Here is a 14,818-nt window from a genome sequence, read left to right on the forward strand (position 1 = left end):
AGCTCCGGCGTCCAATAGATAAAGGACAGAACCACCATGAATCTCACTTCCGCCAATTTGCAGGCGCTGTTCAAGGCCTACAACACCAACTTCCAGCAGGGCTTTAGCTCGATGGGAGAACAGGGCGCGCTCTATGAGCAGTTCTGCACCATCGTGCCCAGCACCACGGCCGTTGAGGTCTACCCGTTCCTCAAGTCACTACCGCGCATGCGCGAATGGCTGGGCGACCGGGTCATTCACTCGCTGGAAGGCGCGGCCTTCTCGATCAAGAACCGCAAGTGGGAGCTGACCGAAGGCGTTTCACGCGACGTTATCGAAGATGACACCTACGGCCTTTACGGCCCGGTGTTTGAAGAGTTTGGCCGTTCCAGCCGAGAGCACCCCAACGAACTCGCCGTCGAGGTGCTGGCCGCGAACCCGGAGTGCTACGACGGCCAGCCGCTGTTCGATGCTGACCACCCCGTGCTGAATGCCATGGGCGTGGAAACCTCGGTTTCCAACGACATGGGCGGCAACGGTGACGCCTGGTACGTGATGGACCTGACCCGCGTGATCAAGCCGGTCGTGTTCCAGCGCCGCCGCGATTACAACTTCCGCGCACTGACCGATCTCAGCGACTCGAAAGTGTTCATGACCGACCAGTTCTTGTTCGGCACTGATGCGCGAGTGAATGCCGGTGCAGGCCTATGGCAACTGGCGGTGCGTTCACGCCAGCCGTTCAACGCCGAGAACTACGAAGCCGCACGCAAGGCGCTGCAAGCCATGAAGGGCGACTACGGCCGACCGCTGGCCCTGCGCCACAGCCACACCATGGTGCCCAACAGTATGGAAGGCGAGGCACGCGCCGTGCTGAACAACGCCATGAACGCCGCTGGTGCCACCAACCAGTGGGCGAACACCTCCCAGCTTGTGCTTAACCCCTGGTTAGCCAGCGCTTAACGGCACGTTAACCCGCCATTCGCAGTGCCTGCCCCGGCGGGCACTGCGCAACGGAGAACATCATGGCAGCACGTAAACAAACCACGACCGCCAAGGCGACTGAGCCGACACCTGAGAAGGTGACGGAAACTCCCACGCCCAACGATGCCGTAACACCGGACGCTGAGCAGATATCGACAGATAGCACACCTACCGAGATTCCAGGCGATGTGATCACGGGCGATGGCACCGGCAGCGCGCTGCCACCGATGGAGGAAATGCCTGGCGTTTTCGTGCGCACCAAGCGCCGAATTAAAAGCCGCCGCCGTGCTGGCTACCGCTTCAACCGCTCGGGCATGGGTATTGCCCTGGAACTGCTCAGCGAAGAGCAGCTGACGCAACTGCGCGAAGACCCAGCATTAGAAGTTGAAGACTGCACCTTCCCGCTGGATGAAGCGACCAGCGAGCAGGAGTCCTGAGCATGTCCTACTGCACCCAGGCGGATCTTATTGAGCGCTTTGGCGAGCACGAATTACTCGCCATCGCCCGCGATGAAACCGGCACCGCTATTGATGCCGCTGTGGTGGAACGCGCTTGTGAAGACGCCAGCGGTGAGATTGATGGCTATGTGAGTGCAGCGGGCTATCCCGTGCCGCTGGTTCCTGTGCCGCGCATCGTCACCTCGTACGCCTGCGATATCGCCCGGTACCGGCTCTATGACGAACAGGCATTGGAGCAGGTGCAGAAACGCTACGACGCCGCAGTGAAGTTTCTTCGCATGGTATCGCGTGGCGAAGTGCGGCTAGGGATCTCTGCCGGTGCCGCCAGTAGCAGCGCGGGCAGCGTGCAAATGAAATCAGGTCGCCAAGTATTCAACGGCGGCGGTTTTTAACCGGCTTCACGAATCAGGAGACGACATTCATGAGTGCCAAACAGACCACCAAAGCAGCGCCACCACCACGCCCGCGTGCTGCTGTGCAAGTGCGAGTAAAGACCAAATCACCCGGCGTTAAGCGCCAAGTGTGTGGGGTCATCTTCACCAACGAATGGAAGCACCTGACGTTGGATGACCGAGGCAGCGCCTACAAGGCGATTGAGCGCGACCCGGCGCTGGAAATGGAACCAGCACCGCCGCCTAAGGCCGTGGCCACTGAAGCGCAAACCGGCAAAGAGGCCAAGTAATGCTGTCGCTCACGCCGTGGCTAGATCGCCTTAACGCGCTGGAAGGCCTGCCCGCTGTGCAGCTGGCAGCGGATATAGAAGCCGCTCAGAGCAACGCACATCTACCCAACATGATGCTGGTGCTAGGGCGTGAAACGGTCAGCCACGGTGCCATGAGCAACCAGGCACGGCATCGCGTGAAAACCGAAGTGCTACTGGTGACAGGTATTCGTCGCCGTAACCAACCGTTAGGGCCGGTGGCCACGGCGGGTGATGACGAACTGGCACGGCTGCGTACCTCAGCCCTCACTCAGTTAATTAATTGGATGCCGCCGGGTTGCGACATCCAAGTGAAATGGCAGCGCGGCCAGCTGTTGGCCTTACAGAGTCACGCCCTGTTTTGGGCCGATGTGCTCACCACCGAATACTTTTGGCCACTTGAGGAGAACTCCCCGTGAGTATGAAAACCAACCGCCGGGCGATGCTGTTCGCCCTGGAATCCGAGTACAACGACGGCGCTACAACGCCCGAAGCGGCAACGGACGCCGTGTTGACACGTGAGATCACCGTTACTCCCCTTAGCGGTACTGATATTGAACGTAGCTTTGTGCGGCCCTACTACGGCAACAGCCCACGTGCAGCCGGTGAGAAGCACGTTGAATCGGTCGTTGAAGTGGAGCTGAACACCAGCGGCACACCCGGCACGCCGCCACCGTGGGGCAAGATGCTGCGCGCCTGTGGCTTTAGTGAAGTGATTGTAGAAGGCGAGAGCGTCACCTATAGCCCCGTTTCTGAAGATGAAGATTCTGGGGTTTTCTTCACCCATGTAGACGGCAACTTGCATAAAGGGCGTGGGGCCCATGGAACCCCAGCGTTCACGCTGAACGCTGAAAGCATGCCGGTGATCCGCTTTACGTTCCGCGCTCTCATCAGCCCTGTCACTCAAGAACAGTTGCCTAGCGTCACTCTTAGCCAGTGGCGCGCCGGGTTGGCCATCAACTCTGTTAACACAGCGCCGCTCGACTTCATGGGTGCAGTGGTGCCGTTTAACCAGTTCTCGCTCGATATGTCGGGTCAGGTAATACACAAGAAAATCGTGGGCTCCAACGATATCCAGATCACTGGCCGCTCCCCTTCGGGCCAGTTGAGTATCGAAGACCCCGGTGTGAATGCCAAGAACTACTTCGAGGTCTCGCAGCGTGCAGACACTGGCTCGCTCAAAATCACCCACGGAAAAACAGCGGGCGACATTATCGAGATCAGCATGCCCAAGGTCGGTATCGAGTCGCCCACGTACTCGGATCTGGAAGGGACGCAGATGCTGTCGATCAACTACAGCCCTGAACCCATCGACGGCAACGACGAAGTCACCATCGTCGTTAAGTAACCCTTTTAACCACCCCGTAACCGCTGCCCAAGCGGCGGTTAAACAGCGTTCAATCAGGAGAAATAACCGTGTTCACAGTAAATACAGGCCGCACCTACAAGTTCCCCGTTGCCCTTACCGTGTATGACGAAAACGGCAAGGAAAACACCGGCAAATTCAAAGCCACGTTCAAAGTGAAGCCCCAGAACGAACTGCGCGACATGCCTGCCGATACGCTGCTTCTCGACGAAGTGCTAAAGGGCGTTGAAGACATTTGCCTAACGGATGACGAAGGCAAAGCACTGGAAGGTGACGACCTGCTGCATGCCGCCAAAAACGACCCGGCGATCTCAACGGCGCTGATCACCGCCTATCAGGAGAGCGTTTCAAAAAAGAACCGTGGGCGAATCTAGTCGACGCAGGCAAGCACTGGGCTGAGGCCAGCACGGCCCAGCCCAATCTGGTCAAGGATGACCTGGCCGCGCTAGGCATCACTCTGGGCGGCGAGCTGGCCGAAGAGGCCAAGACGGAAGGTGCCGAGCCGGATCTCTTCGATGTGCTGCCGGAAAACTGGGAGGCCGTTCAAACCTTCCAGCGCTGTTCCCGCCAGTGGCGCTTTGCAGGCATGGGCGGCCCTACTGGGCTGGATGTACAAGCGGTGATCAGCGTGATCAGCCTCTACCAGTTACCTCCAGCAGAACGACTTGAGCAGCTGGACCAAGTGCAGCTCATCGAGCGCGGCGCGCTTAGCGTGATGAACCAACCCCGCAACTAGACGTTAGAAGGAAGCACCGTGGCGAACAATCTAACGCTTAGCGTTACCCTCACCGGCGATGGCCGCCAGCTTAGTGGCACCCTAAAGGATGCCCAAGGTGACGTGCGGGAGTTTTCAGCCACTACCGAACGGGAAAGCAAAAAGGCCGAGACGGCGTTAACAGCGCCGGGCCGCCAAGCGGGTACCGTTTCCGAGCATTTACGCGATGCGGGGCAAGAAGCACGCACCTTCGGTACTGAAGCCGATCAGGGTGGGCGTCAGGCATCACAGGCACTAGCGCAAACTGGCGCGCAGGCCCAGACCGTATCCTCACATTTAAACCGCCTGCGTTCTGTTGCACTCGGGGTGGTAATGGCGCTCGTCTCCATGGCGGGCGGCCTCAGTTTTGGCAGCATCATTTCTCAAACCGCCGACTTTGAAGACTCCATTTTGGGGCTTCAGGCAGTTTCCAGTGCCACAGTCGGTGAGATAGCTCAGCTTGAACAGCAGGCGCGCAGCCTTGGCGCTACCAGTATGCACTCTGCCAAGCAGTCGGCGGATGCTCAGCGCTTTTTGGCTCAAGCAGGGTTTGACGTTAACGAAGTGCTGGCCGCAACGCCCAGCGTGTTGAACCTGGCCACGGCTGGCCAGATGGATCTGGCCCAAGCAGCGGATATTGCATCCAACGTGCTCGGCGGCATGCGAATGGAGGTCGACCAGCTAAATCGCGTCAACGACGTGATGGCTGCGACCTCAGCACGTTCCAACACCAATATCATGCAGTTGGGTGAAGCGTTTTCCTACGCTGGGCCTTTCGCCGCCTCTGCTGGCATCAGTATTGAAACCACTTCTGCGGCTATCGGCGTGCTATCGGATGCGGGCCTGCAAGCAAGCCGTGCCGGTACTGGCCTGATCGGCATTATCCGCCAGCTCTCGAACGTTACGCCTCAAGCGGCTGGCGTGCTGGCTAATTACGGCCTCACGATAGAAGACGTCAATATCGAAGCTCACGGCTTGGAGACGGTGCTGGAGCGGATTCGTGATGCCAACGTGTCCACAGCGGATGCCTTCGCCATCTTCGGCAGTGAGGCCGGTGCCGCCGCGCAAATCCTCGCAGCCGGCGCGGGCCGCGTGCGTGAGTTCAGTGGTGAGCTGAATAGTGTTGAAGGCGAAGTCGAACGGATGGCGCTGATCATCGGCTCGGGCCTGACAGGCTCCATCCGTGGCTTCAATTCAATGCTGAGCGAGTCGATTCTCCAGCTGGGTGAGAGCGGTGTAAGCGGCGCCTTCGGGCTGGTGGTTGATAACGCCACCGGTGTGCTGGCTGTTTATAACGACATGCTGCCAGCCTTGGCTGAAGCCAATGATCTGACCGATGAGCAGATTGCCCGCATTGAGGCATTAGCGGGCGGGATCGATCTGCTGGGCGATGCGTTGATCATCACTGGCGGCATTATGGCTGGGCGTTATGTAGGTGCTATCGCGGCCAGCCAAGCGGCGTTAACCGCGAAAGCAACAGTGGCCGCAGCAACTACGGGCACGCTTAACCTACTGACCGGCGCAACGACACGCCAAGCCGCCGCCGCGACTGCCATGGCAGGTGCGACGCGTGTTGCCACAGGTGCTCTAGCGCTGGTTGGTGGCCCGTTGGGCGCAGCGGTGATCGCAGCAGGTGCCATCTATTACTTCCGTGATTCGCTGAATGGTACAGCGGAACAAGCTCGACAAACTGCTCAGCGCGTTGATGAGTTAACAAACTCTATCAATACCAATAGCGAAGCGGCTGTAAAAGCACAGCTGGTTAGCCTTACAGCGCAGATGTTTGACCTTGAGCGACAGGCTATTGCTGCACGCGCTGAAGTAGAGCGAGTAACAAGTGGTAACGGTACAAGCCGTAGTTCAGGAGCGCTTGGCATCGGTGCAGGCCAGACCACGGCTCAGGCCACCGCTATTCAGCAATTAGGCCAAATTGCCAATGAGATGGAGGCGGTAGGCCAATCATCTGATCGTTTACGAGGGATTCTTGGCCAGCTGCAATCAGATGGTGTTAAGCCGCTTGCTTCCGAGTTTAGAACCCTCGACCAGTGGCTACTCACAACCACTCAAACCACAGGCGAAAGCACCGAAGCCGACATAAAAAGTGCCGATGCCAAGCAAGAACTCACCAAAGCCACCGAAGCCCAGGCCACCGCCCTTGAAGCCCTGCGCAACCGCCTGATCCCTGGCCGCCGCGAAGTCGTCCAGCTATCGCGTGATATGCAAACGCTCACGCTGGCCATCGCCATGGGCACCGGCAACATTGGCCAAAATATCCAGATGATGGGCTTGCTCCAGCAGCAGTATATCGACGCCCAGAAAGATACCGAGGACTTGGCCGACCAGACCGTTAAAGCCGCCTTCACCATGGAAGGTGCGTGGGACGAAGTGCGCCTGAACGGCCTGCGTCGCTTGGATGATGGCTTCGCGAACCTATGGGAAAGCGCCATTGATGGCAGCATGAACGCTGCCGACACCATGAAACGCGTTCTGAATAAAACGCTGGCCGAGCTGGCCCACATGGCCATCACCCGCCCCATTACCGTGCAGATAGCCACTAGCATGGGCTTTGGTGGCGGCGCAGGCGGCATGGGCGGCATGGGCGGTGCAGGTGCTGGCGGCGGTTTTGGCATAAACCCCGGCAGCATTAACAACGCGTGGCAGTCGGTTCAAGGCGGCTTTAACGGTGTTCAGTGGGGTGGTGCGGGTGGCGCTCAGTCTTATGGGGGCACCGGCTGGGCAAATGCGGCGACGTCCGGCACTGGCTCCACGGGGCTGTGGGGCGGCAGCATGCAGAACTACCAGGGCATGCAGGGGATGTACAGTGCAGGCGCAGGCATTGCGGGTAACTACGTCGGCGGTGAGATGTTCGGTAAAGGTGAGCATTCCGACATACTCGGCACCCTGGGCGGCGTGGTAGGCACCTACTTTGGCGGGCCTATCGGTGCCTTTATCGGCTCAACGCTGGGATCAGCGGTGGGAGGCCTGTTCGGTGGCCGAAGCTGGAATGAAACCGGCTCAGGCGTCAATCTGGGCGTTTCCGGCGGGAATATCACCGGCAATCAATTCAGTGAGCAGTACAGCAAGGGTGGCTGGTTCCGCTCCAGCAAGCGCCGCACCCAGACCAGCGCACTGGACGGTGAGTTTTCAAGTGCTTTGCAGGACGTTTATGACGTTACCGAGCAAAGCCTGGCCGCGACCATTGAAGTGCTGGGCTTTCAGTCCTCCGCGTTGGCGGGCTTCACTACCGGCCTAACGCGAATCGACACCAAAGGCCTCAGTGCAGAAGACGCCGAAGCCAAGATCCAGGAGTGGTTATCTAACACGCTCAACGCTTTGGCGATCCACTCGGTTGGGGATGTTAGCCAGTACGCGTTTAGCGGTGAAACCACCATCGATACGCTGGAGCGTCTGGCCACCGTACTGAGCGGTATCAACCCAATTTTAGAGCAGCTGCACGGCAACACTCTGGCGGCATCGCTCGCCGGTGGCGATGCTGCGGCCCACCTTGCTGCGCTGGCGGGCGGTATCGACGCGTTCAGTGCCCGCGCCGACTACTACTACCAAAATGTGCTGACCGAATCCGAGCGCCAAGAGCGCGCCATGAATGCGGCTGCACAAGCCGTGGGCGCCTTCACGGCCCGTACAGGGCAAGTGATTAACTCGACAGATGCGCTACGCGACTTGGTCGACGGCATCGACCTCACCACCGCTTCTGGCCGCGAGCTGTACAACGAAGCGATGAACCTGGCACCGGCCCTGGTCGAGATCGAGCGTGGCCTTGAACGCGTTGGCCAGCAGTTTAACCAGATGCTGGAAGATGCCAGCGCTGCCGTTTCTGATGCTGAAGCACAGGTGCGGCGCGCCTATCAGGTCTTTGATGGCCAGCAGTTCGATATGCAGCTTGAGCTACTCGCGCTAATGGGCGACGCCGAAGGCGCACTAGCGCTTGAACGTGAGCGCGAACTCGCCTCTATCGATGAATCCCTGCGTCCCATGCGTGAGCGTATCTGGGCGATGCAGGATGAGATTACAGTTCAGCAAAACGCCACGACAGCGGCTCGCAACTACCAGCGTGAGCTATCGCGCGTGCGCGACCAGCTGACCCAGCAGTTTGCCAATATCGGCAACTGGCTAGACCAACAGCAGGCTACCAGCGGTTCGCCTGAAACCAATCTAGCCACAGCGCAAGAGCAGCTCGCCCGGCAGCTAGTGCTCATTGAAAACGGCGACCGCAACGCCCTGCAAGGCATCACCCAGTACGCCGATCGCGTGCTTGAAGCCAACCGTGCGTTTAACGCCAGTAGTGAAGCTGGTCAGCGCATTCAAGAGGATGTTTACGCCGCGATTCGAGCGCTGCCGGAATCCATTACCGCCGAACAATTCCTTGCTGATGAGATCCGCAAAGCATTGCAAGAGGCAGTTGAGCAACTGCCTGGCGGCATAGCAAGTTCACTACACCCGCTATTTGACAGCATTGATCTCGATGCATCCGGCTTAATTGACTGGAACGAGTTTTACGGCGCATTCCAGGGCCTCGCCTCAGACGATGAGCTAAAGCGCATCTTCCAGCAGCTCGATAAGGATGGCTCCGGCACTATTTCACGATTAGAGGCGCTCAACCGCACCAGCCAAGGCACAGAAACAAATACCGATTCGCTTGAAAAGCAGGCCCGCGACCAACTGCGTGAACTAAGTGGTTTAGTAAGCGAGATGGCGCGCTCCACTGACCAGTTTGTGAGTCTGAATTCCACGATGGTTAGTCTGCGTGAATCAATCAACGCATTAGGTGTTGCTCAGGAAGAAGTGGCTCGTATTGAACGAGAGCGAGTAGCGGCTGAACAGCGAGCGAGAGAGCGTGTTGAGCTCAGCCGTCAAATAGGTGAAGTCGAAACGACGGTGGCTGGCCACCTTGCAGAAGCCGATTACCGTATGGGCCGCCGTGCTTTCTTTATGGATGCTACGAAAGAACATTCGGGAAACGTGTCTGCCGGTGTTGAGGATCGCGTTTTAAATTACATCCACGAAAACACGTCACGCAGTGATATGACGGCTGCCGAGCGGGAGCAGATGCATAGCTGGATGCTGCGTGTCTTTGGTGATGGCTCACCCGAGTATCTCTACGCACTCTCTCGCATGGGCAGCTTTCGTAATGAGTCACTTGCCAGAGATGCGCAACGTCAAGCGGATCAATCCGCGCAGCTATTGGAGCAGCTACGTGGTCAGTTAGCCGTTAATGGCTCACACCGAACCGGCCTTGAGTATGTACCTTTTGATGGTTACGTCGCTGAGCTGCACCGTGGCGAAAAGGTATTAACAGCCGAAGATGCTGATGCAATGCGAAACGTTAGTACTAGTCGCTTCATGTTCTCACAGACGCCTTTACCCAGCTTCCCTCTTCTTGGCAATAACGATGTTGTTGAAACCCTTCGTGATCTGAAGCGTGAAGTGGCGGAGCTGCGCCGTGATAACGCCCGGCTACAAGGCGAGAGTAATAAACACTTGGCAGCGGCCAATAACCAACGCGGCGCAGCGGCTAAAGGCCAAATTAACGCCATTGAGCGCAGCAACAAGATGCTCAAGCGTATGGAAGATGACAAGCGGCTAGAGGCGGCAAAACGATGACATGGACCCTCACGCTCCAAGCCCGTGACGAAGAGAACCAGCCGCAAACCCTGCGCTTCAGTCTGGGCCTCTATATGGATGAGGCAGATAATTTCTATGATCCGCGCATCCAGCAGCCAGGGCTATACGAGGCAGGCCTCTACGCTGGCCAACTGCTGCAACAGAGCCGTAGCGGCTATGGCGAGACGACGCTCATCAACACAGACGGCGGATTGGACTACCTCGCCGACTATGCCGTCGATGGCCGTGAAATGGTGCTGGCACTTGATGGCGTGCCGCAAGTAGTGGGCACCGTCGCACGCCTGGCGTTTTCCGATGACGAAGTATCGGTTGTGCTGCGCGACCCGCTAGAGCCGCTGCGCTCACCACATCCGATGGAGACCTATGCAGGCGATAACGTACTGCCCAATGGACTGGAAGGCACCCAAGACGACATCGCAGGCGAACCTAAGCCGCTGGTGCTGGGTGAGGCCCGAAACGCACAGCCGGTGCTGGTCAACACCGCTAAGCTGATCTACCAGGTGTCATCGCTGCCCGACTGCACGATTCAAGCGGTTTACGACAAAGGCGTGGCGCTCAATAACGGCGGCGCGTATAGCAGCCTGGCCCAGCTGCAAAGCACCGCACCGGTAGAGGGCACTTTCCGTGCGTACCAGGGCTATGTCCGCTTGGGTGATAGCGCTACTGGCACGCTGACCGTCGATGCCGCACAAGCCGACCCACGTGCCGGGGCCGTTGCCCAAGCGTTGGCGGCAGCCCGCGGCTACACCCTGCATGCAGACGACGTGGCCACACTAAATACCTACGGCTCAGTGCGCTTCTATATCACCACCCAAACCAACACGTTAGACCTGCTCGACCGTATCGCCGAGAGCATTGGCGGCTACCTCTCAGCACAGGCCGACCAGGTGTTGCGTTTAGGAGAGTGGGAGGAGCCCGAGCCCACTGACGTTGCGATTCGTGACTACGCCATTCAAACCGTCAGCCGCAGTGCTACAGGCGCAGGCCCCGGCGGCCTGCCAGTGTGGCGCGTGAACATCGACTGCGATCGCATCGAAACCGTGCAGCCGGACCTGGAGAGCAACGTCTCCGAAGCCCGCCGCGCACGTCTTGCCCGCCAAACTCGCCGTGTGGCGGCCACTAATGAAACCGTCATTGAACGCCACCCTCTCGCAGGTGAACTCACGATCAACAGCGTGCTGTCCAGCTACAGCCAAAGCCAGGCCGTCGCCGACCGCGTGCTGGCTCTGCTGGGCGTCCGTCGCGACACGGTCACCGTGGAAGCTGTTGAGGCGCTGCTGCCCACGGTCGGCGGCAGCCTCACGTTGATCACACCGCGCCAGGGCTACGGTTCAGGGCGAGCAATGCGCGTCACTGGTTATCGGCTCAACGCGCAAACCAACGAAATCACATTGAACCTCTGGGGCTAATATGGCACTTGATCCCAATAAAATCGCACTGTGCTGGCCCAACTACATTGATGGCGCTGTCGTTAGTGGTGGTAGCTGGGTCAGCACCTTGCCGCTAACGCACGTTCAAGATGACCGTACCTCTGTCGTCGCTAAAACTACATCGTTAGACCCAGCAGACACACAGTTTTCAATCACGCTACCCAAGCGCGAACGCCTGCAAGTGCTCGCAATTTATGCACATAACCTGAGTGCTACCGCGACGATCAGAGTGCGCGTATACCGAGACGCAGGCCAAACCGACTTGATCGACGACACTGGCTGGCAAAACGTCTGGCCCGTGCTGTATGGGCTAGATGACGTGATCTGGGGAAACGATAATTTCTGGAACCGTCGCCTCTCTGAAGATGACCGACAAAAGTACACGCCGCTGACGCCTGTGCTATTCGATGAGCGCCTGCTGGGCAGCAGTTTGCACGTCGAGCTGATTGATACATCGAACCCTGACGGGGCCATCATGCTGGGCCGCGTCATGCCCGCCGATGTTTGGCAGCCCATCAAGAACCTCGACTGGAACGTCAGCCACGGATATGACAGCGGTACCCAAATCACCCGAGCGGGCGACCTCAATCGCACCGGCTACGCCCGCCGCGTCACGCCGAAGCGTACCGTGCAATTCCAGCTATCAAACCTCACGGAAGACGAGGCATTTCTACGCCTTCACAGGCTGCAACGCACACAGGACATAGTGGGAGAGATCCTCTACCTCTGGTCACCGAGACCATCCCCGACCAACTTTGCGCGGGCAATGATTGCACAGCAAACAGAACTCAACGGCATCACACACCCGTATCACGCTAACTATGAGCACGCGATGTCACTACTGGAGATCCTATAAATGGCGAGCGTAACGTTTCCGACCGCGTTAGGCGGCGATGGCAGAACTTACTCTGATGACGCCGATCCAGACACTGGCCTGGATGGCTTAGGTTATACAACGCGCTTTATCCCCTGCCTGCGCCAAGCCGTCGCAATGGCAGGCTACACCGCTCAATACGCTGCAAAAATCGACGCGGCGGCGGCTGATGCGGGCAGAGCTGAGAGCGCTAGCACAACTGCGCAGGGCCACGCATTAACAGCCGCTGGGTACGCTGAACAAATTCAAGCAAACTTTGAATCTGTGATTCAGCCCTGCCTGGAATTAGATTTTTATAAAAACCAGTATTGGTCGCTAAGCGGTAAGGGGTTGCAGCAGCAAACATTTTCAACTTTGATGCCCAACTTTTCACGTTTGAGTGAGACGGAGCGAGACGGGCCGTTTTGCCGTCGAGAAGTGGTACCTGCTGATGTACCCCACTTTAGCTATGACCCAGAGACAGGTGCACGCCGAGGCCTGTTAATCGAGCCACCATCTACAAATTTACTGACCTACTCTGATGACTTTACCGCAACCCCATGGCAGAAAATTGGCCTAACAGTGGATGCTGAAGGTGATGGCCATAAGCTGGTCGAGACAGCGATTTCTTCGCAGTCACGCTTGAGAAGAGACATTAGCGTAACGTCCATTTCAAGGGGTGTAAGCTATTCTGTCGATGTGTTGCCGGATGATAACCGCCGTGCAATTGCCATTCTTGTGCGTGCGATTACCGGTGAAGAGACTCTGCCGGGCGCATTAGTGCAATTCGATCTTGTTGATGATATCGCCAGTGTCAGTGCGTTAGATAATGGAGAAGCGCGAGCAACAATTACCCGTCGTAGAGATGGCTATGTACGCTGTACTGTCAGCGTTATTTTACGAAACTACACCGGTGTAGTAGGTACAAACATTTATTTTGGCCCAACCGGTGGTAATGGAAATGCTACTTATATAGGCGATGGTGTGTCCGGCGTAAAAATGCGTCGTGCTAGTTTCGAGCCTTTCGCTGATCCCACATCCACCATCCCAACTGTGGCATCCCAGGTATCCAGAACAGAGGATTTATTCACCGTTGGTGTGGATGGTCTTGCAAATAGTGAGAGCGGGACGCTTTTCTTATCGTTTCAGCCGTTAGCCATTTTGACTGGGAGATCGGGCTTTGATCAGACAATCATTGCATTGAATAATGGAACACAAAACGAGCAAGTGGATTTACGCTTCGTCACTGAGCTAATCGCTTTTCGTGTCCGCTCTGGCGGTGTTAATCAGGTGTCTCTTGGCAAAAGCGATGTTGATCTTTCCATTCCAGTTCGAGTCGCAGTCGGGTGGTCACACAATACCGCGTATCTGTGTATCAACGGCGAGATAGAGTGGTATGACACCTCACTGCAAGGGGCGCGTCCAGTCGCCTTGACACAGTTAGAATTAGCTAAGAGAGCTGGACCACCCGTAAGTCAGATGCTATTTCGCCGTGTCTCCCTGTATCCCATCATGCTGCCTGTCAGCGATGCTGCCGCCTTAACTCTTTGAGGGAGAATGAAATGCTCGATGTTATCGGTACGATTTACTTAAAAGACGCTGTAATAGACGACGCAGGTAGCATTGTAACGCCAGCGGTGCCAGTGGCGGGTTATCATGTCAATAGCCCGCATGTTTTGTACGCAATGGATGAATACCGTATTTACCCGAATTTACCTAAGCGAGTGTTTAACGGTAGCTCTACCTATCATTATCGCTTTGGCAGTGAGCAAGAAGCCAAAACGTTATTACATTACGACACCTCAACCGGCCTATTTGCACCAGATACAGTGCGTACTCCGCCAGTACCCGAATCCGTCACCAGCCGACAAGGCATGGAGCAGCTCATACGCAGCGGGCTAGACGAGCAGGTCGACGACGCAATCAACGGCATCACAGACCTAGTAGAGCGCAAACTGGCCCGCAACTGGCTAGACAAAGCCAGCATCTGGGAGCGTAACAACCCGCAGCTGCTTGCCATCGGCAACGCGCTAGGGCTATCACAACAAGACGTCGACAGCCTCTTTATTCAAGCGGCGACGTTGTAGATAGGTAGAAGAGGAGTGACCACCCGAGGTGCGGACACACCGAAGGTGGCCACCAACCAGCAGCACGCACCTGCAAGTCGGCCAAGACTCCCCTGCCTCGCGAGGCACCGGCAGTCTAAGCCAAACGTTAGAACGTTAGAAGGCTTGACATGGTGTTAATTGAAATCCGTTGTACGCGGTGCAACCGCAAGCTGGCCAACGTCAGCGACTATCAGTTCATTGAAATAAAGTGCCCGCGTTGTAGGCACTTAAACCAGCAGAGAGCCACGAGCTCCAAACCCTTAAAGGAGACGCCTCGTGGCTACCCCAATAATTCCCTGGCAGACGTCGAGCAAGCACTGCAATCCATCGCTCATCGCCGTGGTGCCCTGATCGCTCTGGAAGGCCAGTACCAGGCGCAAGTAGTTGCGGGCGAGATTGATAGCATTGAAGGGCTTAGCTGGGAGGTTTAGTAGTGCAGTAACAGCGGAGATTAAAGATCGTTTAAGTAGTGGTTAAATCTGTTCTAAAACCAAGTGAATCGGCGTCTCAAGTTTCGCGATTCGCTACAACTATGCCAAAACCGAC

Annotated in this window: 14 protein-coding genes; all 14 read left to right on the forward strand. The window is 57.2% G+C overall.

Features of this window, described 5'->3' with window-relative positions; translation table 11 throughout:
• Positions 1-36 precede the first annotated feature (36 nt).
• The 14 genes from ACT3T7_RS07345 (at position 37) to ACT3T7_RS07410 (ending at position 14,703) form a co-directional block, all read left to right on the forward strand.
• Complete coding sequence (locus tag ACT3T7_RS07345; RefSeq protein WP_444630527.1) at positions 37-939, forward strand: Mu-like prophage major head subunit gpT family protein; 903 nt, start codon at positions 37-39, stop codon at positions 937-939.
• Positions 940-1,001: 62 nt separating this feature from the next.
• Entirely contained in the window at positions 1,002-1,397 is a 396-nt protein-coding gene (locus ACT3T7_RS07350) for a hypothetical protein (protein WP_444630528.1), read from the forward strand.
• 2 nt (positions 1,398-1,399) lie between these two features.
• Positions 1,400-1,810, forward strand: a complete 411-nt coding sequence (locus ACT3T7_RS07355) for a gp436 family protein (protein WP_444630529.1) — start codon at positions 1,400-1,402, stop codon at positions 1,808-1,810.
• Between the two features lie 29 nt (positions 1,811-1,839).
• Positions 1,840-2,100, forward strand: coding sequence for a hypothetical protein (locus ACT3T7_RS07360; RefSeq protein WP_444630530.1), 261 nt, complete (start codon positions 1,840-1,842; stop codon positions 2,098-2,100).
• On the forward strand, positions 2,100-2,537 hold the full coding sequence (locus ACT3T7_RS07365; RefSeq protein ID WP_444630531.1) for a phage tail terminator protein: 438 nt from the start codon (positions 2,100-2,102) through the stop codon (positions 2,535-2,537). Before ACT3T7_RS07360 ends, ACT3T7_RS07365 begins: the two co-directional genes overlap by 1 nt.
• Positions 2,538-2,539: 2 nt before the next feature.
• Positions 2,540-3,466 carry a phage tail tube protein gene (locus ACT3T7_RS07370; protein WP_444630562.1) on the forward strand — a complete coding sequence of 309 codons (927 nt, stop codon included), beginning with the start codon at positions 2,540-2,542 and terminating at the stop codon, positions 3,464-3,466.
• Positions 3,467-3,534: 68 nt separating this feature from the next.
• Positions 3,535-3,858: a hypothetical protein gene (locus tag ACT3T7_RS07375; RefSeq protein ID WP_444630532.1), complete on the forward strand. Its 324-nt coding sequence runs from the start codon at positions 3,535-3,537 to the stop codon at positions 3,856-3,858.
• 95 nt (positions 3,859-3,953) lie between these two features.
• On the forward strand, positions 3,954-4,220 hold the full coding sequence (locus tag ACT3T7_RS07380) for a DUF1799 domain-containing protein (RefSeq protein WP_444630563.1): 267 nt from the start codon (positions 3,954-3,956) through the stop codon (positions 4,218-4,220).
• A gap of 18 nt (positions 4,221-4,238) precedes the next feature.
• Positions 4,239-9,860, forward strand: coding sequence for a phage tail tape measure protein (locus tag ACT3T7_RS07385; protein ID WP_444630533.1), 5,622 nt, complete (start codon positions 4,239-4,241; stop codon positions 9,858-9,860).
• Positions 9,857-11,290 carry a hypothetical protein gene (locus ACT3T7_RS07390; RefSeq protein ID WP_444630534.1) on the forward strand — a complete coding sequence of 478 codons (1,434 nt, stop codon included), beginning with the start codon at positions 9,857-9,859 and terminating at the stop codon, positions 11,288-11,290. The genes ACT3T7_RS07385 and ACT3T7_RS07390 overlap by 4 nt, the downstream gene beginning before the upstream one ends.
• Before the next feature lies 1 nt (position 11,291).
• A complete protein-coding gene (locus ACT3T7_RS07395) occupies positions 11,292-12,167 on the forward strand; it encodes a hypothetical protein (RefSeq protein ID WP_444630535.1) in 876 nt (291 codons plus the stop codon).
• Positions 12,168-13,715: a phage head spike fiber domain-containing protein gene (locus tag ACT3T7_RS07400; RefSeq protein WP_444630536.1), complete on the forward strand. Its 1,548-nt coding sequence runs from the start codon at positions 12,168-12,170 to the stop codon at positions 13,713-13,715.
• 11 nt (positions 13,716-13,726) lie between these two features.
• Entirely contained in the window at positions 13,727-14,251 is a 525-nt protein-coding gene (locus tag ACT3T7_RS07405; RefSeq protein ID WP_281441650.1) for a hypothetical protein, read from the forward strand.
• Positions 14,252-14,400: 149 nt separating this feature from the next.
• Positions 14,401-14,703 carry a Com family DNA-binding transcriptional regulator gene (locus tag ACT3T7_RS07410; protein WP_444630537.1) on the forward strand — a complete coding sequence of 101 codons (303 nt, stop codon included), beginning with the start codon at positions 14,401-14,403 and terminating at the stop codon, positions 14,701-14,703.
• The last annotated feature ends 115 nt before the right edge of the window (positions 14,704-14,818 follow it).

Source organism: Halomonas sp. 111 (genome assembly GCF_052379685.1).
Lineage (GTDB): Bacteria > Pseudomonadota > Gammaproteobacteria > Pseudomonadales > Halomonadaceae > Vreelandella > Vreelandella citrativorans.